This window comes from Natrialba magadii ATCC 43099 (assembly GCF_000025625.1).
Taxonomy (GTDB): Archaea; Halobacteriota; Halobacteria; order Halobacteriales; family Natrialbaceae; genus Natrialba; species Natrialba magadii.
Window position 1 is genome coordinate 2,987,529 of record NC_013922.1, and the last position, 24,679, is coordinate 3,012,207.

The 24,679-nt window shown below is 62.3% G+C and carries 21 protein-coding genes and 1 tRNA gene; 10 read left to right on the forward strand and 12 right to left on the reverse strand.

Translation table 11 applies throughout. From position 1 onward, the window contains the following. Nucleotides 1-10 precede the first annotated feature (10 nt). The 4 genes from NMAG_RS13985 to NMAG_RS14005 form a co-directional block, all read right to left on the reverse strand. On the reverse strand, nucleotides 11-1,150 hold the full coding sequence (locus NMAG_RS13985) for an acyl-CoA dehydrogenase family protein (RefSeq protein ID WP_004267151.1): 1,140 nt from the start codon (nucleotides 1,148-1,150) through the stop codon (nucleotides 11-13). Between the two features lie 461 nt (nucleotides 1,151-1,611). Next, entirely contained in the window at nucleotides 1,612-3,183 is a 1,572-nt protein-coding gene (locus NMAG_RS13995) for a long-chain-fatty-acid--CoA ligase (protein WP_004267149.1), read from the reverse strand. Nucleotides 3,184-3,347: 164 nt separating this feature from the next. Beyond that, complete coding sequence (locus NMAG_RS14000; RefSeq protein ID WP_004267148.1) at nucleotides 3,348-5,744, reverse strand: TRAP transporter permease; 2,397 nt, start codon at nucleotides 5,742-5,744, stop codon at nucleotides 3,348-3,350. A 12-nt stretch (nucleotides 5,745-5,756) separates the two neighbouring features. Next, nucleotides 5,757-6,800, reverse strand: coding sequence for a TAXI family TRAP transporter solute-binding subunit (locus tag NMAG_RS14005; protein WP_004267147.1), 1,044 nt, complete (start codon nucleotides 6,798-6,800; stop codon nucleotides 5,757-5,759). A 161-nt stretch (nucleotides 6,801-6,961) separates the two neighbouring features. Here NMAG_RS14005 and NMAG_RS14010 point away from each other — a divergent pair, with 161 nt between their 5' ends. The 3 genes from NMAG_RS14010 to rdfA all read left to right on the forward strand — a co-directional run bounded on the left by NMAG_RS14010 (nucleotide 6,962) and on the right by rdfA (nucleotide 10,429). Then, nucleotides 6,962-8,125, forward strand: coding sequence for an acyl-CoA dehydrogenase family protein (locus NMAG_RS14010; RefSeq protein ID WP_004267146.1), 1,164 nt, complete (start codon nucleotides 6,962-6,964; stop codon nucleotides 8,123-8,125). A gap of 509 nt (nucleotides 8,126-8,634) precedes the next feature. Beyond that, nucleotides 8,635-9,399: an IclR family transcriptional regulator gene (locus tag NMAG_RS14015; RefSeq protein WP_004267145.1), complete on the forward strand. Its 765-nt coding sequence runs from the start codon at nucleotides 8,635-8,637 to the stop codon at nucleotides 9,397-9,399. A gap of 406 nt (nucleotides 9,400-9,805) precedes the next feature. Continuing rightward, nucleotides 9,806-10,429, forward strand: coding sequence for a rod-determining factor RdfA (rdfA, locus tag NMAG_RS14020; protein WP_004267144.1), 624 nt, complete (start codon nucleotides 9,806-9,808; stop codon nucleotides 10,427-10,429). A gap of 213 nt (nucleotides 10,430-10,642) precedes the next feature. Here the strand turns inward: rdfA and NMAG_RS14025 are convergent, their stop codons facing one another. After that, the gene (locus NMAG_RS14025; RefSeq protein ID WP_049916202.1) at nucleotides 10,643-12,625 is read right to left on the reverse strand and encodes an archaea-specific SMC-related protein; all 1,983 of its coding nucleotides are present in this window, start codon (nucleotides 12,623-12,625) and stop codon (nucleotides 10,643-10,645) included. A 422-nt stretch (nucleotides 12,626-13,047) separates the two neighbouring features. On the opposite strand from NMAG_RS14025, the gene NMAG_RS14030 reads away from it, so the two are divergent. Together NMAG_RS14030 and NMAG_RS14035 are read left to right on the forward strand one after the other, a co-directional pair. Next, nucleotides 13,048-13,503, forward strand: a complete 456-nt coding sequence (locus NMAG_RS14030; protein WP_004267142.1) for a hypothetical protein — start codon at nucleotides 13,048-13,050, stop codon at nucleotides 13,501-13,503. A gap of 108 nt (nucleotides 13,504-13,611) precedes the next feature. Then, nucleotides 13,612-14,367, forward strand: coding sequence for an SDR family NAD(P)-dependent oxidoreductase (locus NMAG_RS14035; RefSeq protein ID WP_004267141.1), 756 nt, complete (start codon nucleotides 13,612-13,614; stop codon nucleotides 14,365-14,367). Nucleotides 14,368-14,492: 125 nt separating this feature from the next. Here NMAG_RS14035 and NMAG_RS14040 read toward each other — a convergent pair whose 3' ends face one another. After that, nucleotides 14,493-15,506: a succinylglutamate desuccinylase/aspartoacylase family protein gene (locus NMAG_RS14040; RefSeq protein ID WP_004267140.1), complete on the reverse strand. Its 1,014-nt coding sequence runs from the start codon at nucleotides 15,504-15,506 to the stop codon at nucleotides 14,493-14,495. Between the two features lie 116 nt (nucleotides 15,507-15,622). On the opposite strand from NMAG_RS14040, the gene NMAG_RS14045 reads away from it, so the two are divergent. Then, entirely contained in the window at nucleotides 15,623-16,141 is a 519-nt protein-coding gene (locus tag NMAG_RS14045; RefSeq protein WP_004267139.1) for a peptidylprolyl isomerase, read from the forward strand. A 109-nt stretch (nucleotides 16,142-16,250) separates the two neighbouring features. Here NMAG_RS14045 and NMAG_RS14050 read toward each other — a convergent pair whose 3' ends face one another. Next, entirely contained in the window at nucleotides 16,251-16,490 is a 240-nt protein-coding gene (locus NMAG_RS14050) for a helix-turn-helix transcriptional regulator (protein WP_004267138.1), read from the reverse strand. 10 nt (nucleotides 16,491-16,500) lie between these two features. Further along, entirely contained in the window at nucleotides 16,501-16,932 is a 432-nt protein-coding gene (locus tag NMAG_RS14055; RefSeq protein WP_012996750.1) for a hypothetical protein, read from the reverse strand. Nucleotides 16,933-16,993: 61 nt separating this feature from the next. On the opposite strand from NMAG_RS14055, the gene NMAG_RS14060 reads away from it, so the two are divergent. From NMAG_RS14060 to NMAG_RS14075, 4 genes are all read left to right on the forward strand, one after another. Beyond that, a complete protein-coding gene (locus NMAG_RS14060) occupies nucleotides 16,994-17,974 on the forward strand; it encodes an oxidoreductase (protein ID WP_004267136.1) in 981 nt (326 codons plus the stop codon). A 32-nt stretch (nucleotides 17,975-18,006) separates the two neighbouring features. Then, nucleotides 18,007-18,354, forward strand: coding sequence for a ferredoxin (locus NMAG_RS14065; protein ID WP_004267135.1), 348 nt, complete (start codon nucleotides 18,007-18,009; stop codon nucleotides 18,352-18,354). Between the two features lie 158 nt (nucleotides 18,355-18,512). After that, nucleotides 18,513-18,596, forward strand: a tRNA-Leu gene (locus NMAG_RS14070). Nucleotides 18,597-18,925: 329 nt separating this feature from the next. Next, nucleotides 18,926-19,909 (forward strand): hypothetical protein, encoded by a 984-nt coding sequence (locus NMAG_RS14075; RefSeq protein WP_004267134.1) that lies wholly within the window; start codon nucleotides 18,926-18,928, stop codon nucleotides 19,907-19,909. 48 nt (nucleotides 19,910-19,957) lie between these two features. On the opposite strand, the gene NMAG_RS14080 is transcribed toward NMAG_RS14075, so the two are convergent. From NMAG_RS14080 to NMAG_RS14095, 4 genes are all read right to left on the reverse strand, one after another. After that, the gene (locus NMAG_RS14080; protein WP_004267133.1) at nucleotides 19,958-21,451 is read right to left on the reverse strand and encodes an aldehyde dehydrogenase family protein; all 1,494 of its coding nucleotides are present in this window, start codon (nucleotides 21,449-21,451) and stop codon (nucleotides 19,958-19,960) included. A gap of 114 nt (nucleotides 21,452-21,565) precedes the next feature. Then, on the reverse strand, nucleotides 21,566-22,000 hold the full coding sequence (locus tag NMAG_RS14085) for a hypothetical protein (protein ID WP_004267132.1): 435 nt from the start codon (nucleotides 21,998-22,000) through the stop codon (nucleotides 21,566-21,568). A gap of 138 nt (nucleotides 22,001-22,138) precedes the next feature. Beyond that, entirely contained in the window at nucleotides 22,139-23,041 is a 903-nt protein-coding gene (gene nadC / locus NMAG_RS14090) for a carboxylating nicotinate-nucleotide diphosphorylase (RefSeq protein ID WP_004267131.1), read from the reverse strand. A 38-nt stretch (nucleotides 23,042-23,079) separates the two neighbouring features. After that, nucleotides 23,080-24,675, reverse strand: a complete 1,596-nt coding sequence (locus NMAG_RS14095; RefSeq protein ID WP_004267130.1) for an L-aspartate oxidase — start codon at nucleotides 24,673-24,675, stop codon at nucleotides 23,080-23,082. Nucleotides 24,676-24,679: the final 4 nt, after the last annotated feature.

Here is a 24,679-nt window from a genome sequence, read left to right on the forward strand (position 1 = left end):
CGAACGGCGCTTACAGCAGCTGATCCGCGATGATGTTCTTCTGAATCTCCGAGGTACCCTCGTAGATCTTCGTAATACGGGCGTCACGGTAGTAGCGTTCTGCGGGATAGTCCGTGACGTAGCCCGAGCCGCCGTGCACCTGGATACCCTCGTCGGCGACTTCGACCGCAATCTCGCTAGCGAACAGCTTCGCCATACTCGAGAACTGCGCAGCGACGTCCTGGTTGTTCTGCTCGACTTCGGTTGCAGCGCGGTAGGTCAGTGAGCGGGCTGCCTCGACGCGGGTCGCCATCTCGGCGAGCTTGTGCTCGATGGCCTGGAACTCCTTGATCTTCTGGCCGAACTGCTCGCGCTCGCCGGCGTAGTCGATCGCGGCGTCGAGTGCACCCTGTGCGGCACCGACCGCCTGGGAGGCGACGCTCGTGCGGCCGGAGGCGAAGAACTCCATCAGCTGGTAGAAGCCCTTGTCGACCTCGCCGATGACGTTCTCTTCGGGGACGCGCACGTCGTCGACGACGACCTCTGCGAGGTCCGAGGCGCGGATGCCGAGTTTGTTGTCGATCTTCTCGGTCGAGATGCCGTCAGTGTCCATCTCGACGAGAAACGCGGTGATCCCGCGGTGGCCCTCGTCCGGGCTGGTCTTGGCCATCAGAACGCCGACGTCGGCGACCGTGCCGTTCGTGATCCACATCTTGTTTCCGTTCAGGACGTAGCCGTCGCCGTCCGCTTCGGCGACCGTCTCGATGCCGGCGACGTTCGAGCCGTGTGCGGGCTCGGAGATCATCGAACAGGAGGCCGTCTCGCCGTTTGCGACCTTCGGCAGCCACTCCTCTTTCATCCACTCGTCACCGAACTCGATGATCATGTTCGTCCCGAAGCCGGCGGAGCCGACGGCCGAGCCGATACCGGGGTCCGCTCGCCAGAGCTCTTCGGTGACAATCGTACTCGAGATCTTGTCCATGCCGGCACCGCCGTACTCGATCGGGATGCCCGGCGCGACGAAGTCGTACTCTGCGGCCTTCTTGCGCAGTTCGAGTGGGTATTTCCCCTCGCGGTCGTACTCCTCTGCGACCGGCTTGATTTCGTTCTCACCGAACTCACGAACGGCGTCGCGAATCGCTTCGTGTTCGTCGGATAGACTGAAAGCCATACGGGATGCTCGTGGGCAAGTTACAAAATAGCTTCGATGGTTCCAAACGCTGCAAAATATTCTGGCCAGTATATTACCACTGTAAAGTAACCTCGGTGTCAGATGCAAGTGGCTATCGGTGCCACCACGTGGTCAAGAGACGGTGACACTGGTGGGTTGCGTCAATTGTAGTCGGGGTCGCCGTCGGGAGTCGCGTTCTGCCCGGCTGTACTCGAGTACGACGAGGTCTGATCACCAGCGTCCGACTGGCGAGGGTCGACCGGCTAGGGCTGCTCGCCACCGAACTCGAGTCGTGTCGAACGGTGGTTTGTTCGACGGTGACCGTGTGTTCGATGGTGACCGTGTGTTCGACGGTGACCGTGTGTTCGATGGTGACCGTGTGTTCGACGGTGACCGTGTGTTCGACGGTGACCTGTACACTCGTACACTCGCACTCGAGTTACCCGTGGATGCGGGTTCGCTTACTCCTCGTCGCGAATCTTGAACTTCTGGACCTTTCCGGTCGTCGTTCGTGGCAGTTCGTCGACGAACTCGACCTCACGGGGGTGCTTGTACTCCGCGAGGCTCTCGAGGCAGTACTGTTTGAGGTCTTCCGGCGTAGCGTCGGCGTCCGGCGTCGGCACAACCAGCGCCTTCACCGTCTCGCCGCGGCGTTTGTCCGGCACGCCGACGACGGCGGCGTCGGCGACGGCCTCGTGCTCGAAGAGCAACTCTTCGACCTCGCGCGGGTAGACGTTGTAGCCGCCCGTGACGATCATGTGCTTCTCGCGGTCGACGACGAAGAAGAAGTCGTCCTCGTCCCAGTAGCAGATGTCGCCGGTGTGGAACCAGGTCGTCCCGTCTTCCTCGGTGAAGGCGTCCTCGTTCGCCTCGGGCAGTTCGTAGTAGCCCTGCATCACGTTCGGTCCTGAGATGACGAGTTCGCCCGTGATTTCGTGGAGGTCTGCCTCCTCTTCGTCGATTGGTCCCTCCTCGACGCGGGGAACCGTCTCGAAGTCGTCATCGACGACCTTCGCCTCAACGCTGGTGTCGCCGGGGCCGTCGAGCGGCGTCCCGATGCTGCCCTTCCGGCGCGCCCCTTCGTGGTTTGCGTGCGTAACCGGACTCGTCTCTGTCAGGCCGTAGCCCTCGTAGAGTTCGACACCGTACAGTTCCTCGAAGCGCTCGAGCACCTCGTGTGGGAGACTGGCACCACCGGAGTTAACGAACCGGAGCGCCTCGAGGTCGTATTCTGCGGCGTCGGGCTGGTTGATCATGTCGTTGAACATCGCCGGAACGCCGAACATGATGGAGAGGTCTTCCTCCTCGATCAGGTCCATCACAGTTGGTGCGTCCCACTCGGGGATCGGATAGTAGGCACCGCCGCTGTACATCGCGCCGTTCATCACGACGGACATGCCGTAGATGTGAAAGAGCGGCAGGGTACCGACGAGGCGGTCTGTCGCCTGGAAGCCGCCGTGGGGGACGTCGGCGTTAGCTTCGGTCGTCCAGCGGATGTTGTTATGGGTGAGCAGAACGCCCTTCGGCGTGCCGGTGGTGCCCGACGTGTAGGGCTGGACCGCCACGTCGTCGTCCGCGCGGTCGACGATCGCTTTCGTCTCGTCTGCGAGGAAGTCCTCGAAGGCCGTTGCGCCCTCGGCGTCGCCGCCGACGCTGATAACCTGTTCGACGTCAGTGTCGTCGAGCACATCACGGACGTTTGGGACGTTATCCGCGAGCGAGACGACGGCTTTTGCCCCGCTGTCGCCCAGTAGATGGCCGATCTCGCGGGCCTTGTACTGCGGGTTCATCGGCACGACGATACCACCAGCACGCAGCGTGCCGTAGAACGCCGTCACGAACTGCGGCAGATTCGGGAGGTAGATACCGACGCGGTCGTCCTCGCCGATGCCGTTGTTCTCGAGTGCCTGTGCGAACTGCCCCGCGCGCGTCCAGAACTGTTCGTAGGTGAGTTCGGAACCGTCGTAGACAATTGCGGGGGAATCCGAGTTCGATTCGACAGTCTCGGCGACAGTTGTGACGAGATTGGTCATTCGCTTGTTCGTGAGTTGCGTGAGAACTACTAAAGGATTGCTGTCCAATAGCGTGGAGAGTTGCGAACGGCCACGGCTGCAGTGGCTACAGGCGGGTACTCGAGTTGCGGGGACTCGAGACAGCCGATGCGAGAACGGAGCCGACCTGCCGGGTGGTGCCGGACTCAGTCCAAGGTGGACTCAGCGTTGCGGTCGGACTCGGTTCCAGCCCCCGTTTCGGCGTCGACGGCGTAGCCGACAACGAACTTCGCGTGGGCTAACGCGCCAACGATGGCGGCGGCAGCCACGACCTGCACCAGGACACTGGCGAGCGAGCCGAACATCGCGCCGAACGCGGCGATAGCGTACAGCCCGCGGGCAGGATAGGAGAGGTCGCGTGCGCCGTCGAAGCCAATCGTGGCCACGATGAGCGCGACCGTTCCGGCGAGGACGACGGGGAACGCGAGCAGCGTCTCCTGGGTCCAGTAGATGAGGCTGTTGTTCGTCACGAACGCGAACGGGATGATGAATCCGGGTGCACCGATACGAAGCGCCTGGATACACGACCGGACGAAGTCCGTGCCGGCGATGCGCGATCCGATCGCGACCGAGATCGCGACCGGCGGCGTGATCGCCGAGAGCATCGCGAAGTAGAAGACGAACATGTGTGCCGTGATGTCCGGGACACCCATCTCGGTGACGCCGGGAACGACGAGCACGACGACCAGCACGTACGCAGCGGGCGTCGGCATGCCGAGCCCGAACAGGATACTCGCGATCATCGCGAGGACGAGCACGACGACCAGCAGTCCGCCGCCGAGACCCAGAATACCGGTGCTCACACGCGGTGCGAGCCCGGTAAACGTGAGCATCTCGATGATGACACCCATCGCGGCGAGGACACCGACGAGCGGGGCCATCTCGAGTCCACCTCGCCGGAGGCCGAGGGCGATTTGCTCGATCACACGATAGCACTCGCGGAAGACCCAGTAAACGCGGTAGCCGATCGACGAGTACTCGGCGTCCGTCTTGCGAGCCTCCAGGATGTCGACCGCGACGAGCTTCAGGCTGCCGACGACGAAGATCGTCACGATGGTGTAGAGCCCCGCATAGAGCGGTGTGTATCGCAGGACGACGAGCGTCACGATCAACACACCGAGCGGGACCGCGAAGTGGATGCCCTGCAGGAGCATCCGCCAGTCGAACGAGCCCCTGTTCGGCGTCGTCCAGCCGAATTTGAGGATCGCGAAGTGGATCCCGATACCGACGCTCAGATAGAACAGCGCGGCCGGAATCACGCCGGCCTGGACGATAGTGAGGTAGCTCTCTCCGAGCAGGTCGGCCATCAGGAACGCGGCGACACCCATCACGGGCGGGAGCATCTGCCCGCCAGCGGAGGCGACAGACTCGATCGCCGCAGAGAAGTCGTCGCGGACCCCCTGATCCTGCATCATCGGAATCGTGAAACTCCCGGTAGTCGCGGTGTTCGCCGCGGCGCTGCCGGTGATCGACCCCATCACCATGCTGGCGATGACTGCGATCTGGACGACACCAGTGCGGAGCGTCTTGCCGAGTTCACGACCCACATCGAGGACGAAATCCATGAGGCCGTAGGCTTTCGCGATCCCGGCGAACATGATGAAGATCGCGACCCAGGTGGAACCGATCCCCATCAGGGTATCGTGGTAGACACCGGTGAGATCGATCGCCCCCTGTCGCGCGATGCGCTCCCAGCCGTAGCCGGTGTGGCGGAGCACGCCTGGCAGAATCGTCGCGAACAGAACGTGTGCGTAGGCGATTGAGACGACGGTAACGCCGGCAATGATGTTTCCGAACGCCCGCCGCGTCGCGTCGACGACGAGCAGGATCAACAGCGCACCAACGTAGAGGTCCGTCTGGGTGTGCCCCATCAGGTGGACGTCCTCGTGGAGCCGCTGGAAGTTGAGTTCGACGTAGGCCGTCGCCAGTAACGCGAGCGCGGCGAACGAGAGCGCAACGTACGGGTCAATGCGATCGTACGCCGCTCGGAGGCGAGCAACCCGTTCGCTCCAGTGCGGACCGAGACGCGAAGCAACACTCGGTGAGCCCACATCCGCACTCGAACTCGCACTCGAGTTCGAGCTCGACTGTGCGTTCGACTCTGCCGCAGCGGACGACGAGGGTTCGGATTCGGCTGCTGAGACACTGGCGGTGTCGGTGTCGGTGTCAGCGGGAGTGTCGGTGTCAGTGTCAGCGGGAGTGCCACTGTCTGCTTCGGTTTCAGCTTCAGCTTTGGCCTCCGCTTCAGCTTCAGCTTCAGCTTCAGCTTCGGCTTCGGCTTCGGCTTTGTACCGCCGTCTCACCACATCGAGATAGTACAGCGCCAGTCCCAGACCGAGAAACACGTTCGAGTACCGAAGCCGCATCCACATCAGCGAGTACGCGTAGTAGATCGTCCACACCGTGAAGGAGATTGCAAACAGCGTCACCAACACGTTGAGCACGAGCAACCGCGTTACCGTCACTCGCCGCGGGATATCCGTCGCTACGAACGGCGGCAACCGGTCGTTGATCGGAGCTGCAAGTGGAATCGGGAGTTCCATCGTGACTCAGTCTCAGGGCTCGTCGGCGCGTTCGAACTCGTCCTGCCAGATACCCAGTTCCTCGTAGAAGTCCGCCGCCGCCGCGTGGAACGGAATATCGTCGTAGGCATTCTCCAGCCAGAACTCCTCGTCCTCGAGTGGTGCGAGCACAGCACTGTACTCTTCGAGTTCCGCGCGGTGCTCGTGCATGAGCTCTAAGAAGTTGTAGACGAGGTCGTAGTCGAGGTCAGCCCGCGACATGAAATTGTACGCAAACGTCGGGCAGTGGACCTCGTCGGGGACCGACGCTGGCGTGGCCTCGCCCTCCTCGAGTTCCGCGCCGTCAAAGGACTCGATGAGCAGGCGATCGTCGTCTTCCCACTCGGCGAGCACATCGTCGTCGACGTCGAGAATCGAGAGATCGACCGTGCTCATCATCTCCTGGAGCCAGCCGGGCTCGATGTCGAAGTTCATGTAGGTGCCGACGCCGACATCGAGGCGACCCTCCTGCATCGCACTGCTCTGCTCGCCGTAGGTGAGGCTCTCTCGTTCGTAGTCATCGACCGCCGCGTCGAGGGCGTGCTCGAGTGCGGGTGCAGTCCCAGACCCTTCTGGCGTTGGTGAAACGCCGTGGTCTTCGGTGATGTCGGTGAGAGTCTCGAGGTCCTCGTTTGCGGTACAGAAGAACCACGGGAGGTCGTAGTAGTGAAAGACTTGCGAGATCTGGAAGTCGAGATCACCGAGTTGGCCGGTGCCTTCGGAAATTTCGTGCGCCGACCAGTTCTGGAGATAAACCATTTCGGCCTCCTCGTTGGAGAGTGCGCCGATGTTGGCTTCAGTTCCGCGACTCGTCTGGGCTTCGGCGAAGAGGTTGTCAGTATATTCGTTGACAACCGCCGTAATTCCCTGGTTGGCGGCGTAGGCGGTCGTCCCTTCTGTGGCGGTTCGCATTCGAACGGGGTCCTCATCTTGACTGTCAGAACAACCCGCGAGTGCTGCCGTCACGCCGGCACCGGCGGCGCTCAACACTGCGCGTCGACTCGTCAGTTTGGACTGACCACTCGGTTGGTGTGCCATGCCATGCACGTCTGTAAGCCATTATTATATATGTACCGAAACAAACCTAAGCACAGGAAATCAGTTCACAGTTTTTGTAAAATCAAACGTCGGCTACACGAAGGCGTGTGGATGACAGGCAAACCATAATACCTATGCTTCCGTTGGCTGATGTTCAATCCATGCTGGATTTCGTTCAGCTCGAAGCGGATTTAGACCAGGAAGAACGGTTGATCCGGGACACTGCCCGGGAGTTCGTCGAGGAGCACGTCAAGCCTGACATCGGCGAACACTTCGAAGAGGGAACGTTCCCAACCGAACTGATTTCCGAGATGGGCGAGCTCGGCTTCTACGCGCCCAACCTCGAGGGATACGGTTCACCGAACGTCTCCGAGACGGCCTACGGGCTGTTGATGCAGGAGCTCGAGGCCGGCGACTCGGGACTGCGCTCGATGGCCTCCGTACAGGGTGCGCTCGTCATGTACCCGATCCACGCCTACGGCAGCGAGGAACAAAAGGAAGAGTGGCTTCCAAAGCTCGGTCAGGGTGAGGCCGTCGGCTGTTTCGGCCTCACCGAACCCGAACACGGCTCGAACCCGTCGGGAATGGAGACCTACGCCGAAGCGGACGGCGACGGCTACGTTCTCAACGGTTCGAAGACCTGGATCACGAACTCACCAATTTCGGACGTCGCCATCGTCTGGGCGCGCGACCGCTCGAGTGAAGACAATCCCGTTCGCGGCTTCCTCGTCGAGACCGACCGCGACGGTGTCTCGACGAACAAGATCACCGAGAAGCTCTCGCTGCGCGCGTCGATCACCGGCGAGATTGGATTGAACAATGTTCACGTTCCGGAGGAGAACGTCCTGCCGGGCGTCTCCGGCATGAAAGGACCACTCTCCTGTCTCACGCAGGCCCGCTACGGCATCGCCTGGGGGGCGATCGGTGCAGCGCGTGACGCCTTCGAGGAGGCACGACAGTACGCACAGGACCGCGAACAGTTCGGCGGCCCGATCGGTCGATTCCAGCTCCAGCAGCGCAAGCTCGCGGAGATGGCGACCCAGATCACGCTCGCACAGTTGCTCGCCTACCGACTGGCCGAGCTCAAAGAGCGCGGTGACATGCAGCCACACCACGTCTCGCTGTCCAAGCGCAACAACGTCCGCATGGCTCGCGACCAGACCCGCGTCGCCCGCGAGATGCTCGGCGGCAACGGCATCACCACGGACTACTCGCCGATGCGTCACATGGCGAACATGGAGACGGTCTACACCTACGAAGGTACCCACGACATCCACACGCTGGTGCTCGGCGAGGAGCTAACCGGTATCAAGGCTTACCAGTAAGCGAACGCTGGCGTCAGCGCCTTCACCTTCACCTTCGACTTCCGACTACCACATCGCTGTCTTCTCTGCTCTGCTCGTTTTGTCTCTCTCCGTCTCCGCTCACACTGCTCGTCTCTCACTCTGCTCGCCTCTCACTAACTCGGTTCTAGACACCCGTCCGTTGCACGCTCCGAAATATGCTACCTCACACTGAGCAGGGCCGAACAGCGGACAACAGTAGTCTCCAACGACGGTGCCAAACGAGTTGTACTCGAGACACTGAAGCGGGCGCGTGGAGCCGGTCAGTCGTACTCGACAGTTGGAATCTGGACTCGTGTTCCAGAGAGCGGACACACCAGTTCGCATGGTGAAACACCGCAGTTACTGTGTGAAATGGACGTTACACGGTAGCAGCCAGCACTGGTCGCAAACAGGCTCAAGCGTCACATTTGCCATCGTCTGTTTCACGCTGAGGTAGTCTCGTTTTACTCTCCGGAACATTCATTGGCGCGCCGCCGGAACGCGCTGCTATGCGCACCGACCGAACCGACCGGGACGATGTGGGGGTTTCCACGACCCGCAAAACGTTCGAAATCCTCGAAACGCTCGCGGACGAGGACGGCGTGACGATCACGGAACTCACCCGTCGAACGTCGTTCACCAAGAGCACCGTCTACCGCCACCTCTCGACGCTCGTCGACCTCGGCTACGTCGTCGAGCGCGACGGCGCGTACTTCGTTGGTTTTCGGTTCCTCGAGATCAGCGAGCAGGCCCGCGGCCGCAAGAAGGGGTACACCGCGGCGAAACGGAAGGTGTTCGAACTCGGCAAGGAGACTGACGAGCGCGCCGTCTTCATCGTCGAGGAGGACTACGAGGGGGTCTACATCCACCGATATGGAAGCCTCTCCGATACGATGATCGGCAAACGCCGCCCGCTGCACTCACTGGCCGCCGGAAAGACGATCCTCTCGGAGTGGGACGACGACGCCGTCGCCGAGTTCATCGACACCGTCGGGCTGGATCCCAGCACGGACAACACCATCACCGATCCCGACGAACTGTACGCCGAACTCGAGACGATTCGCGAGCGCGGTTACGCGGTGAACAACGAGGAGCACATGGCCGGCCTCCGTGGCGTTGCCGTCCCGGTCTATACACCGGACGAGACGCTGCTCGGTGCACTGAGTGTGTTCGGGCCGACGAGTCGGTTCAAGGACGAGTACGTCCACGAGGAACTGCCAAATCGCCTCTGGGACAAGGCGGGCGAAATCAAAGTGACGCTGGCGTACGGCTGAGCTACAGGCGCTGGTCGCAGTATTCGGTTCTCGTTCTCGTTCTCGTTCTCGCTCTTGCTCTTGCTCTCTGTCTATCCGTTGTATACACCTCATAGCCCGCCTGAACGAAAGGCACCAGCCAGTCCAATTTCGGCATACGAAACGAGCCCCAGCGAGTGTCGGACTGGGGACTACCGCCTTGCTATGAAGGGACACTATCAGCCGTCGCTGTTTCACCAGTATCCCAGATGGTGGTAGCAAGTGTCCGCCATGCGGAACGAGCGTCTTATCGGACGGGCGTGCCACCACCGAAACGACTTTCGGGGGCTGACCGAAAGTCGTCGCAAACGATGGATCACGAGAACGATCGGTGGGGTTGGAATCAACGCGAGATACAGCCATCGAAGCCGGGAGCTGCCAGCTCACCATGACCGACGAATCGTCGACGCCAGGTCCGAAGCCGAAAGTCGCCCGTCTCATCGACGCGTACGGGCCCGAACTCGCTGGAATCGGTGAGGAACTCGAGGCACGGTGGACGGACCCCGAGACCGACGACAGCCTGCGGACGCTCGCAGACTGGTTCAACGAGCAACTGCTACAGGCGGCGCTCGCCGACGCCGGCGTCGAGACGGTCACCGACGACGTCTCACAGCTCTACTCGCTGCTCGCAGGTGATACCGGGAGTCGCGGCGAACGAACACAGATCGAGCGTCGACTCGAGCGCCAGGGCGTCGACGTGGCGTCACTCACCGACGAGTTCGTCTCCTACGGCGCGATCCGGTCGTATTTGACCGGCTACCGAAACGCGTCACCGCCGCCGGCCGACGGACGGGCGAACGCGGCGACGACGGCCCGAACGATCGATGGCCTTCGCCAGCGGACGGTCGCCGTTACGGAAAGTAAACTCGACCGATTACAGGACACCGACCAGCTACGAGTGGGTCCACATCGAGTGTTCGCAGACGTGCAGGTACTCTGCGAGCGCTGTGGAAAGCAGTACGACGTGGCAGATCTGCTGGATGCGGGCTCGTGTGACTGTTATGAGTCCTGAGGACTGGCGCACGGACCGGCTGTCGGGCGTAGATGGTACGTGTTACGCGTTACGTGTCATGTGTTACGTGTCACGTGCCATGTGCCATATACCGTCGAATACCGACAGTCGCGCCGCTCTCGAGACGTAACTGCAAACAGCGGTCGAGCTAGTTCGGATACTGAACCCATAACACCGATACCGGTGTTACGAGATACGTCCAACGGGCCGTGATTAAATCTCGGTCACGCGGTCGTACTCGTCGTCGATCGCCGCTGCGTCCTCGGGCAGCAAGGCAACGACGAGGAAGTCGGTGTGTGATTCGAAGTACTCTACAAGCGATGCGATTCGGTTCGAGTCAAGCGCTTCCAGCGAGTCGAGCAGCATGAACGGCACCTCCTCGTAGACTTCGTGGACGAGATAGCCCGCGAGTCCGAAGATCAGGCCCGTCACCTCCCGTTCACTCTCGCTCAGGTGGTCGATTGTATCCTCGTAAGTCCGCCCATCTGCCGTGCTGCGGACGATGTGCAGATCGAACGCCGTCTGTTCGACCTTCCGGCGACCTTCCCGAACCGTCTTCCCAACCCGCTCGATCCAGATCCGGTCGATATTGTCGTACTCGAGTACCTCGAGCACGGCGTCCATGTGCTCGTTGAACGACTCGACGGCCTCGCGTTCGATTCGGTCGATACGAGTGCGCAGTTCCTCGAGTTCGTCGCGAATTTCCTCACGGCGCGCTTCGAGACGCGCCTGTTCGTCGAGGTCGGATTCGATCTCCTCGATGCGTTCGGTCGTCGTCTCGAGGTCGCGCTCGAGCCGTCCGAGGGAGAACTCGAGTTCGTTTGCGCGGCGGTTGAGGTCGAGGAGACTCTCCTCATCGTCCTCGCTCTCGTCGTCGGATTCAGCCTCGAGTTCCGCGGCTTCGGTTTCGAGGGCGTCAATTTCGGCTTCGAGTTCCTCGCGGCGGTCGGTGAGGTCGTCGAGACGGGCCTCGCGCTGGTCGATCTCGTCGCTGACGGACTCGAGACGGCGGTCGACGCGTTCGTGGCGCTGGCGTGTCTGGTTAATCTCACGGCGCTCAGTACGAAGCGATTCGATCCGGTCTTCGAGGTCGTCGCGCTCTGCGAGTTTCGTCTCCTGGTGGTCGCGCAGGCGCTCGATCGTGCCCTCGATTTCGTCGCGCTCGACCTGTGTTCCGCAGGTCCAACAGCGGACGGTTTCCTGGTCCTCGACGAGCTGGTCGGTGAGCGATTCGGCGTCCGACTCGTGTTCGACGCCGTCGGCCAGCAACTGCCGAATTTCGGGGTGCGATCCCTCGAGCATCTCCTCGTTGAACTGGACGATGCTCTGTAGCTGACTGATGACGCCGTCGATCGACTGCGACTGGCGCTGGAGGCGGTCGATTTCGTCGTCGACCTCCTCGCGGTCGAGTGAGTCGAGATCGGGGAGATCTGCGCGTTCGTCCTCGAGTTCCTCGCGCTCTCCGCGCAGTGCGGAGAGACTCTCCCGTTCAGTTTCGAGATCGAAGCGGACGTCCTCGAGTGCAGACCGTCGCTCACGGAGTTCGCTCAGTTTTGCCTCGAGTTCGTCCTGGCCCTCCTGCTGGGCGTCGGCGCTAGCTTCGGCCTCCTCGATCGCCTCTTTGACGACCTCGAGTTCCTCGCGCTTGTCCTCGATTTTGTTCTGAAGGTCGGTACGCTCCTGTTCGAGCCCCGGGAGCTCGTTCTTGAGCGACTCGAGTCGATCGAGTTCGCTCGAAAGTTCGTTCTTCTCGTCGGTCAGCCGCGAGATTTCCCGTTCGATTTCGTCGGTGTCGACCGGCCGAAGGATGATCTCGCGCAGGTCGTCCTCCATCGTGACGGCGCGGCGCGCCGGGTTGGACTCGAGAAGGAACGCGTAGAGGTCGGCGAGTTTCGGATCGTCGAGATACGGGTCGCCGTCGGTGACGACAGAGTTCCCCGTGCGTGTAAGCGTCCGAGTGTACGTTTCGCCGTCGAGTTCGAGTTCGGCATACCCCTCCTCGGCGTCGGCCTTGAGTGAGGCAGATTCGCCACCAAGTGCGGCCATAAACGCCTGGAGAAGCGATGTTCGGTTCGTCGCGTTGCGCCCGGCGAGGACGGTTATACCCGACTCGAGTTCGACTGTCGTCTCATCGATCCCACCAATGTTCTGCGCCCGTAATCGCGCCTCGTGGGCAATCGACTCCTGTGTAGCCATCATTCGAATAACTTCCTAGCCGAGTGATAAACCTTTGGAGGGGAACGATAAGTGTGGGTGGGGACTCGACCGAGGAACCGCCGAGTTACCGCGAACACATATAGAAGTGTTATAGAGATTAGTTATATTTCTTTCTTATGTATAAGGTGCTATTCTCGAACGATGGTATGCATACAGTATGGCTACCTCCATAGTAGTCGGTATATACCGTATAACCTGCATATCTCTGTCTGCAGGAAACGCGTGGGACAAAACTGAGACTGTGGTGAATTAATCAGGATACAAACACATATCAGTAAATATCGATGGAAAATACAATTGGGTACGTAGTATTAAATTCTGGCCTACACTTCTATGCCACCTGTTATCTCTTGATCCATTCCATCTGGTGGTTTATATACAATAACGCAACCAGCGAAGCTATGGCCTCACAGAAGACGCCATCGCGACGCACTGCACTCCGAACGCTGACCACCCTCGCAACTGGCCTGACACTCGGCGGTCCGAGTGTCGCTGGGTCCGTGGGTGCACAAACCGACGCAGACTCCGATGGACCTGCCGATACCGAACGGTACGTCGCCGTCGTCGACCGGATCGTCGACGGCGAACACGTCGTCTTGCTACTCGAGGAGGACGGCCAGATCGTGGACGAGTTGGTCGTTCCACGGTCAGAGTTCGATACCGTCTCCGAGAGTGATATTCTGGCCGTGATCATCGCGGACGACGAACTGCTCGACTACCGAATCCTGCCGGAGCGACCCTGTGATATCGACGCTGTGGACATCGCTGCCGACAGCCAGGACGACCTGGATGCCGACCGTGAGACGACGCCAGCACCATCCCGTCAGAGTCGTGCTGAAGAAGCCGACTGTCTCTAGCACATCCGCTACCATTGTTTCCAGAGTAGACGCCGTTGCCGAACAACGGCAATCTCTGGCGGGGAAACAATGAACGAATTTATATATGGTCCGGATGATGGCGTACCCATGCGACTCGCTGACAAAACCGTGGTCATCACCGGTGCAGCGGCAGGGATCGGACGGGCAACCGCCGAACGGTGTGCCGAGGAGGGCGCACACGTCATCGTCACGGACATCAACGACGACGGCGTGGCCGTCGCCGAGGCCATCGAGGAGGCAGGCGGCTCCGCCGCGTTCTACAAACTCGACGTGACCGACGCCGAGCAGTTCCACGACGTAATCGACGACATCGTCGCCGAGCACGGACTCGACGTTCTCGTCAACAACGCCGGCACCGGCCACCCCAGTGGCAGTCTGGAAACCATCGACGAGTCGATCCGCGACTTCGTCGTCGACGTGAACATCAACGGTGTCTGGAACGGCTGTCACGCCGCGTTACCGCACCTGAAAGAGCAAGGCCACGGCGCAATCGTCAACGTCGGCTCGCTGGCGAGCCTCCTTGGACTCCCGAAACAGGCAGCCTACTCGCTGACGAAGGGGGCCGTCCTGAACATGACTCGTGCCGTCGCGGCCGAGGCTGGTCCCTACGGCATCCGCGCGAACACGGTCTGTCCGGGCTTTACTGAAACGCAGTTGCTCGACCAGTATCTGGCCACTCGAGACGACCCCGAGGCAGCGCGCGAGCAGATGGCCGAAGAGTACCCACTGAAACGCCTCGCCACGCCGGAGGAAATCGCCGATGCGATTCTCTTCCTCGCAAGCGACGAGGCCTCGTTCGTGACCGGCCATGGACTGGTCGTCGACGGTGGGTTCTCGGCATAGCGCCGTCCCGCGGGTACCGTTTCACCAACCCGCGACCCCGGCGCAGTTGCAGTTGCAGTTGCGGTTCCAGTTTCAGCTCCAGCACCAGTTTCAGTTCCAGTCGCAGTTACACCCCGTCGCTCTCATCAGTTCTCCGACTCGCGAACCAGCGCAACACTCGCAAGCGTCTCTCCCTCCACAACAGTCGCCTCCTGTGTAAGCGCGTACAACACTCCCGATCGCTCCGTCGTCGCCGTCGCCAACGGCTCGTAGGTCGCCGGATCGAACACCGTCCCCAGGGTCGTCCCCGCCGAAATGAACTCGCCTAACTCGAGTGCCTGCTCGGGACGGAAGAGGCCGGATTCGGGTGTCGTCACCTTTCCAAGGTGGTTCCGGGCGATGGTCTGGTCGTGGTCGATGACGTCGCCTGGAAGGAGTTCAAGTGTGCGACAGACGTTGAACAGGCCATCGACACCGGTTTCGACAGCACTCTCGACGATCTGTTTGTTGTGCGCGAGTTCGGGGGTGATCGCCGGAATGCCTTCCTCGGCGGCGGCGACGCGGAGTTTACCGGCGAAGCCGCGGCGGTGCCACTCCTCGGAGGCGTCGTCGTTCGCCTCCTCTGAGAGGAGTAAGTCGGTCCCGAACGCGGTGGCGAGGTCGCGGGCACGGTCGTCGCCCTCGCGGTAGACGACGTGTGGGTACATGTCGGGACTGCCGGTGTGGAGGTCGACGATCGCATCGGCCTGTGTTACGTACTCCCAGAGCGTGGCGGCCATGCGCTGGTGGAGGCTGCCATCAGCGTCGCCCGGCCAGACCCGATTCATATTGCTGTTGACGCTGTCGAAGGCCTCTGGGGCGGTGTAAGAGACGCGGTCGAAGGTGAGTGGATTCGCGACAGGGACGGCGATGATGGTCCCCGACAGGGGTTCCTGCAGGAGCCGCTCGTGAAAGCGCCGCAGGGTTTCGGTACCGTTCACCTCGCGGCCGTGCTGGGCAGCCTGGATGTACAGCGTCGGTGCGTCGTCGGTGCTGGGGTCGTCAGCCGTGTCGGCGTCCGCGCCGGCAGGACGATAGGTGTGAACCGTCGTCGTAAGCGCAACGCCGGACGGGAGCCGTGCGAGTGTCACCGTCTCGGACGTATGCTCCGTCTCGGTCATACCCGACGATACCACCGCCTGATGTATGTAGTTGCGGTCCGCGAGGGACAGCCAGCGGCTGTCCAGTAGCGAGTCGAGACCACTACCGTTTTCACTCGTCCCGTCGACCCCGACGTATGGGCAACGTTACTGCAACCCTGCACACGAACCGGGGCGACATCGAGGTCGAACTCTACGACGAGCGCGCACCAAGCACCGTCGACAATTTCGTCGGGCTCGCGACCGGCGGCAAGACCTGGGAAGACCCTGAGACCGGCGAGGAAGTCGACGGCGAGCCGCTGTACGACGACGTTGCCTTCCACCGCGTCATCGAGGGCTTCATGATTCAGGGCGGTGACCCAACTGAAACCGGCCGCGGCGGCCCGGGCTACCAGTTCGACGACGAGTTCCACGAGGAACTGCGCCACGACGACGCCGGCATCCTGAGCATGGCGAACTCCGGCCCGAACACCAACGGCTCGCAGTTCTTCATCACGCTCGACGCCCAGCCACATCTCGACGACCGCCACTCCGTCTTCGGCAAGGTCACCGACGGCATGGACGTCGTCGAAGAGATCGGCAGCGTCGACACCGACCGCAACGACAAGCCGCGTGAAGAAGTCGTACTCGAGTCGGTTTCGGTCGACTACGAATAAGCAGTGTTGTTCGGGCTGGCACAGTTCGGTCCAGTCCGGTTTCGTTCAGTTCCACTCTGTATCGAGTGACAACGCTATTTGCGGGCGGTGAACTGGGACAGTCCTGCAGTCATCCGGAGTTGGACTCGAGTTCAGAAACGGGAGTGAGGTCGAGTTCAAAATCCGGCTCGAAGAGCTCCTCGATGTGACACTCGAAGAAGGCGGCCAGTTTGAACGCGAGTTCCAGCGACGGATCGTAGCGTTCGCGCTCGATTGCGTTGATCGTCTGGCGTGTCACGTCGACGGCCTCGGCGAGGTCGCCCTGACTCAGTCCCGCTTCTTCCCGCCGTTCGGTGAGTTGGTTTTCCATGCTGGAGCAATCAGGAGCGACGACTGACGATCGTATAACAGACACCGTAGAAGAGCCCAAAGGCTGAGAACAGGTAGATCCCGCCCCAGACTGTCGGCGAGATCGTGATGTAGTTGCCCGCGTTCAGGACGTAGAGCGCTGGAATGATCCCGACTCCGACCATGAACGCGATGCCGATCATCATCCCGCTCGCGCGGTTGTGAAGGCGCTCGTCGCGCTCGTCGACGAGTTTCGTGTCGCTGACGTATGGAACCGCCACTGCGACGATCATCGCCGCCCACACCGTCACGAGATACGTGGCGGTTCCAACAAGCTGCTCGCCAAGGAGGATGCCAGCGAGAAGGCCGAGGCAACCAATCCCAACGAGTCCCCAGACTGATCGTTCGTACGTTTGCCTCCCGATTCCGAATACCGTGTTCACCTGCTGTCTGGTGTCGGACATGCTTTACAGTAAAGCGTACTTTACACCAGTGCTTAAAGCTACCGTTGGTTGTTCGACGCGTATGGGCTGGACAACTGACGACATCCCCGACCAACAGGGCCGGACAACCGTCGTTACGGGCGCGAACAGCGGTATCGGACGCGAGACCACCTGCGAACTCGCGCGCAACGGTGCGACCGTGATCATGGCATGTCGGAGCCTCGACCGCGGCGAGAAGGCCGCCGTCGACATCTGTCGGGAGGTTCCGGACGCAGACCTCCGCGTCAAACAGTGTGACCTTGCCAGCCTCGAGTCAGTCCGGGAGTTCGCGGCGCGTGTTGACGATCCGATCGACGTCGTGATCAACAACGCCGGGACAATGGCAATCCCGCGCTCAGAGACGGCGGACGGTTTCGAAACGCAGTTCGGCGTCAACCACCTCGGTCACTTCGCACTCACCGGATTGCTGCTTGATCGGTTACAGACCGCCGCCGACGAGAGCGGGGACGACGCTCGTATCGTCACCGTCTCGAGTGGTATGCACGAACGCGGCGATATCGACTTCGACGACCTCCATCACGAGTCGTCGTACGACCCCTGGGATGCCTATGCGCAGTCGAAACTCGCGAACGTACTCTTTGCGTACGAACTCGAGCGGCGGTTGCTCACCGCGGATGCGAACGCAAAGAGTATTGCTGTCCATCCAGGCTACGCGGCGACCAAGCTCCAGTTTCGTGGTCCCGAAGAAACGGGCGCGCGGGGGAGAAAAGCAGTGCGGTGGCTGCTCAACACTCTTCTTGCGCAGTCGTCTAAACGCGGGGCGCTTCCGACGTTGTACGCTGCAACTGTCCCAGACGCCAAGGGTGGGGCGTACTACGGTCCCGGTGGACTCGCAAATATGCGCGGCACACCGGAGCGACAGGCTTCCGCAGGTCGGTCGTACGACGAGGAGACAGCCCGCCGTCTCTGGAAGGTTTCGCGCGAATTGACCGGCGTCACGTACGACCTGCCACAGCCAGACTCTGAGTCGTCGACACCGGCTGGCAGCTCACCGCAATCGTAACGCGAAAGGCGACGTAGCCGAACAGCCATATAATGACTGACGACGGCGACGACGGCATCCAGCGCGCGAGCGACGTCGGCTCAGCCGACGCGCCGCCGATCGAGGAGAAGCCTTACAAGATCATTTTCGAGGCGAACAAGTGCTTCGGGGCCGGGAAGTGCGCCGAAGTCAGTGACAACTGGGAGATGTCGATTGCGTCCGGGATCGCCAAACCGAACGAGTACTTCATCGACGAGGAAGAGCTGGACCACAACGTCCGTGCGGCGGAGGTCTGCCCAGCGAAGAAAGATGACGGCTGCATCCACGTCATCGATCGCCGAACTGACAAGGAAATCGCGCCGGACCCACACGGTGATGGGACGCTGAGCGTCGACTGGTAGACTGGGATACTGGTAGGCCGGTAGGCCGGGAGACTGGTTGCACCAGTTGCACCGGTTACGTTCACTGCGGGTGACTCCAGTGATTCCAGTGATGTTTCTGAGAGACGAACACCGAAACGCACATTTTAGCGGGGCGGATATCCACGAGTGCCTTTTGTGCGAGGGTAGCCAAGCAGGCCAACGGCGGTGGGCTTAAGACCCGCTCCCGTAGGGGTCCGAGGGTTCAAATCCCTTCCCTCGCATGTTACCGCGAACATCCGTGAGCGGTGACTGCGAGATGACGGGATGTGAACGACGGAACGAGGGAGCGAAGCGACCGAAGTTCAGGTGGTTCAAATCCCTTCCCTCGCGGCGTGTTACTCCAACCGGTATTTGTCACCTGTTCGCTATAGCAACAACTGCAACTGCTTACACACGGACCGTACAGCAGTCACACGACCAGGTGCTCATCGACTTGCAGGGGCTACTATAGTTCAGTCCGTCAGCTCTCGTTCCACACGCTCCCCAAACAGCGTCTGTTTGCATCGCCGGTAAAAGCTTCACGAGGGTGGCCGCGATAGAACGTCCGGCTATGTCCGACGACGCGAACGAGCGAGGCCGCAACGTCTTTCACTGGACTGTCATCGAAGGAAACCGGTTCGCGGTCGCGGGCGTACTCCTCGGCGGGATTTTCGTCCTCCTCTGTGCACTCCTCGCCGTGAATCTCTTTCCCAGTGAGCCCGGCGAACCGCTGTACTTGCTGTTCAGCGCATTTCTCGGTGGCAACCTCACACTGATCACAGTCGTCATCGCGATCAACCAACTCGTCTTCTCGCGGGAACTCGGATCACCTGGTGACTTAGAACAGCGGACACGGAACGCTGTCGAGTACAGGAACGAAGTCCAGTCGGTGATGGACCGCGAGGTGAGTCCGGTGATGCCCGGCTCGTTCTTGCTCGTCCTCCACGAGAACCTGGGGAACCGGGCGCAGCAATTACGCGAGACGAACACGGGCGGAGAGTCGGACACCCTCTCGGCCGAACTCGACGAACTCATCCGCGCGCTTCGGGAGGACGTTCGCCGGGTGACGCAAGCGCTCGACACACCCGCAGCCGACGAGCAAATCTTCGGTGCAATTGCGGCGACGCTCGGGACGACGCAGGCCGAACAACTGTACGAACTCACACGGATCGAAACCGAGTACGCAGAACAACTGTCTGAGGAGCAGCGAGAGCTCTTCGAGTCGATCCGTGAACATCTGCTCCACATCGACGTGGCACGGAAGTACTTTCGAACCGTCTACATCACGAAGGAGCTCTCGTTCCTCTCGCGGACGCTGCTATTCGTCGGCCTCCCAGCGCAGTTTCTCACCGCCGCGACGCTCGCAGTGTACGACCTCGCGGCGATCGAAGCGCTGCCGGCGGCCGCCATCGTCGGTGCAACGCTCGTCGCCATGATCGCCTGTTTCGCACCGCTCGCGATCCTCGCCTCGTTCGTTCTGCGTCTCTCGTGGGTCGCACAACGAAACGCGACTGTCATGCCGTTTGCGGCCTCGGAGAAGGATTACACGCTCTAGCAGAAGTTGCAGGGTGACCCGCCAGGCCGCCGGGATAGACCCAACAAGTCAGAACGGATACTCCCGCGGCTCACGCTGCACCGAAATCCACTTCGTCGTCGTTACCTCCTCGAGTATCGACTCGCCGTTGTACCGTCCCAACCCGGACTGCTTCATCCCGCCGAACGGAACGTGAGGTTCGTCGTTGACCGGCTGGTCGTTGATGTGGATCATCCCCGTCTCGATCCCGTCTGCAATCCGGCGCGCCTGGGCGAGATCCTGGCTGTGCACCGAACCCGAAAGCCCGTGAATCGTGTCGTTCGCCAGTTCGATCGCCTCCTCGGTACTCGAGTACGGGATCACTGGCGCGACGGGGCCGAAGTGCTCGTTGCAGGCGGCGGGCATGTCGTTGTTGGCGTCCGAGAGCACCGTTGGTTCGACGACGAGGCCGTCGTGGTCGCCGCCGGCTTCGACTGTGGCACCCTCCGCGACGGTGTCCTCGACGTACTCGACGATCTGGTCGCGCTGGCTCTCGTCGATGATTGGACCGATGATCGTCTCCTCGTCGGTCGGGTCGCCGGTCGGCAGGCTCGCGGCGCGCTCGGCCAACTGGTCGACGTACTCGTCGTAGACCTCCTCGTGGACGAGGTGGCGGTTGGCCGAGATGCAGATCTGGCCCTGGTGGAGGAACGAGCCGAAGGCACCGGCGTCGGCGGCCTGTTCGACGTCTGCCCGGTCAGTGACGACGTGAACGTTGTTCCCGCCGAGTTCGAGCGCCGGCAGCGCGCAGTTGCCCGCGGCCTGCTCGGCGACGGAGAGGCCGACCGGCGTCGAACCGGTGAACGCGACCACGCGCGGGATATCGTGGCCAGCAATTTCGTCGCCGATTTCGGAGCCGGAACCGGGAACGACACTAATCAGTCCTTCCGGCGCGCCCGCTTCTTCGAAGATGCGGGCCAGCAAGAGACCACCCGTGATCGGCGTGTTGGAGGCTGGCTTGAGCACCACCCCGTTGCCCGCCGCAATTGCCGGCGCAACCGCCCGCATCGAGAGATGTAGCGGGAAGTTCCACGGTGAGATCACGCCGACGACGCCGACCGGGACGCGCTCGACGGTGTTTTGCTTGCCCGGGACGATCGATTCCGCCTGCTGGCCGTCCATTCGGAACGGAAAGCTCGCCGCCTGCTGCATCATTCCCGTCGCCGTCTGTATCTCGGCGACTCCCTTGACCCGCGCGCTCCCTGCCTCGAGTGCGAGCAACTCGAGTACCGCCTCGCGATTGTCGCGGACGAACTCGAGTGCGGCGGTGACGACCTGGGCGCGGTCCTGCGGTGGCTGGTCGGCCCACTGTTCCTGTGTCGCTGCAGCGGCTTCGTAGGCTTGATCCACGTCGTCTGGCGTGCCGGTGGGGACCGTCGTGAGTTCCTCTCGTGTGAATGGGTTCTCGACGGAAATCGAGTCTCGGTCACCCTGTTCGGTCCACTCGCCGGTGAGATACAGCGCGTTCCAGCCGTCAGTCTCTGCATCGGTTCCGGCGTCGGGAGAAAGGGGAAGTTCCGTCATGGCCCGGCCTACCTGACTAGCGACGAAAAACGACTGACCGGCAGTCGCAACCTGGAAAGGGCGGTGAACAGAGACGGTTGCGGGGGAGAGCGTGCAGGCGGGAGCAGCGTCCGGCTACTCGAGTTGGGCGTTCGGAAGCAGCCACGCGAGCGGGACGTAGAGGCCGGCACCGGCGAGGAGTGCGATAGCGAGTCCGAGGAATGGATCGAGCTCGACGAACTGCGTGGTAAACAGGACGATGCCGGCGGGCGGGAGTGCCATGCCGGCGGCGAGTCGGTGGAACGAGCGGAACGGCCCGCCGCCGTTCTCAGGAACCATGTTCTCGAGGCCACCGTGTGGCTCCGCCCACATGAACAGCGGGAGGAACAGGAAGATACCGCCGCCGACGAAGGCGCCAGCGAGCGCACCGAGTGCAGGGTCCTCGAACGTGAAGTGGCCGATGACGGCGAAGACACCGATGTCGACGAGCCCCACTGCCGCACCGATTCGCTCGGGTGTGACGGGACCATCCTCGAACTGCGCAGTGTTTGTTTCGTGAACGTCTTCCATGAGCAGTAGACAGGTCCTTACACCATCATTTTTTCGTTTCATCGAGAGACGGAGGATTCCAACGGCAGGGCGTCGACTGGAGGGACCGACAGCAACGGACGTCGAGTTACAAACGGCGACTTGTAACGAGTGGGTCGATCACTCCCCCGTCCGGAACGACAGGTCCAGCGACGGTGCGGAGTGAGTCAGTGATCCCATCGAAATCACGTCTACGCCTGTGGCCGCGTAGTCGGCGACGGACTCGAGTGTGATCCCGCCGCTGGCTTCGGCTAGCACGCCCTCGTACTCTGCGAGCAGCGAGACGGCGTCGCGGGTCTGTGCCGGCGTCATATTGTCGAGCAGGACGATATCCGCACCCGCCGCCGCTGCTCGCGGTGCGTCCTCGACTGTTTCCACTTCGACGTCGAGTTTCGTCGCGAACGACGCGCGATTTCGGAAGTGCTCGATTGCGCCCTCGAGACCCATCTCCGCGATATGGTTGTCCTTTACCATGATCATGTGCGAGAGGTCGAGCCGGTGGGTGTCGCCGCCGCCGGCGACGACGGCGCGCTTCTCGAGTCCGCGCAGGCCGGGCGTCGTCTTTCGGGTTGCAGCGATTCGCACGTCGGTAGAACTGGGTCTGGAGCCGGAATCGGAGTCGGATTTGGATTCGGTTCCCTGCTCGCGGTCTGCGGCCGCTTGCGTCTGCGGGGCGCGTTGTGCCTCGCGCGCCTCGTCGACGACTCGACGCGTCCGCGTCGCGATGCCCGAGGCGTGGCCCGCGAGGTTGACCGCGACGCGCTCTCCGCGGAGGACATCGCGGGCGCTCCCCTCGACGGCGAGCAGTTCGTCGCCCGCCTCGATTCGCGCGCCCGACTCGAGTTGGGCCGTCACTGTCACGCCGAGGTACTCGAAGACGGCGGCTGCAGCCTCGAGGCCGGCGGCGACGCCGTCCGCTTTGGCGACGAGTCGGCCGGTCGTCTCGCCGGGCACCTGATTCGTCACGTCGTGGTGGCCGACGTCTTCGCGGAGCCAGCGGTCGATCTGTTGGTCGGTGATCATGGTAGGTGATGGGTGTGGTGATCAGTGATCATCGGTCGTCAGTCGTCCGCTGTCTGCTCCGGCGCTTGCTCGTCCCCGACGACGTGATGACACCCCACGGATTCCGTGTTCTCGCTGGCAGCGCGTGCGATCAACAGCGCGACGACGCTCGCGTTCCGCAGTTCGTAGAGATCACGCGCCGTCCGCGTGCGGGTGTAGGCGTCCACCTCGCCCTTGAGTCGCCGGAGGACGGCACCCGCGCGAGCGACCTCCTCGGGGTCGCGCTCGAGTCCGAGGTACTCGTCCATCGTCCGCTGAAGTCGTTCGAACTTCTCGGCGGCGAAGCGCTCGGGGAGGTCGGGATCACGGTTCAGGAGGTCCGGCGCATCGACGCCTGTGGGGTCAGGGTCGGAGTCCGCCCCAGCCCCGGCCGCGTCCTCTCCCGCCCGCAGTCCCCAGACGAGCCCCTCGAGAAGGCTCGTACTCGCGAGGCGGTTCGCGCCGTGGACGCCCGTCCGGGCACACTCGCCGACGGCGTAGAGCCGGTCCAACGAGGTGCGCCCGCGGTCGTCGACCGCGATGCCGCCACAGAGGAAGTGCTCACAGGGCGCGACGGGAATTTCGTCGCCCTCAATGCCGCGGTCGCGACACTTTGCGGCGATGGTCGGGAACTCGGCGTCGAACTCGAGTGGGCTCACGTCGAGCACGACCTCGCCGGTCGCCTCGCGCTCGGTTTCGACTGCGCGAGCGACGACGTCTCGCGGCGCGAGTTCGGCGTCGGAGTGGTAGTCGGGCATGAACCGTTCTCCGTCGGCGTTGCGGAGGAGTGCGCCCTCACCGCGGAGGGCTTCGGAGAGGAGGAACGTGTCCTGCTTTGCGGCACCGTCGCGTCGCCTCGAGGTGCTACGCGCCTCGTTGCCGGCGTAGGCCGTTGGATGAAACTGCACGTACTCGAGATCGGCCACGTCCGCGCCGGCGAGTGCGGCCATCGCGATTCCGTCGCCGGTGGCGTCGTCGGGATTGGTCGACCGGCTGTAGAGGGCACCGATTCCGCCGGTCGCAAGGATCGTCGTCCCGGCGTAGATCGGGTGGCCGTCGGGCGCTTCGTCCGTGACCACGCCGTGGACTCGGCCCTCGTGGGTGATGAGCTCGAGTGCAGCCGTATCCTGGCGGACCTCGATCCGCTCGTGGTCGTCGACGTAGTTGAGAAACGGACGGAGGATGTGGGTGCCCGTCGCCGCGTCGACGTGGAGAATGCGATTCTCGGAGTGGGCGGCCTCGCGAGCGTAGTCGAACTCGCCGCTGTCGGTCTCGTCGAACCCGATCTTCAGTGTGTCGAGGAGTACGTCCTCGACCGCCGCATCGGCGTGCTCGACGAGGACGTCGACGGCGTCGGGATCGGCAGTGCCGTCGCTGGCTGCAATAATGTCCTCCGTGAGCGCGGCGGGATCGCCGCGGGTGGTCGAGATGCCGCCTTGCGCCCAGTCGGTGCTGGCGTCGTCGGGTTTCGTCGCTTTGGTCAGCAAGAGCACTTCGGCTCCCTCGCGAGCGGCGGCGAGTGCGGCCGAACAGCCCGCGATGCCGCTACCGACGACGAGCACGGCTGCGGTTTCGGTGGTCGCTGCGACGTTCGGAGAGGATTGTGTGTCGGTCATCGTC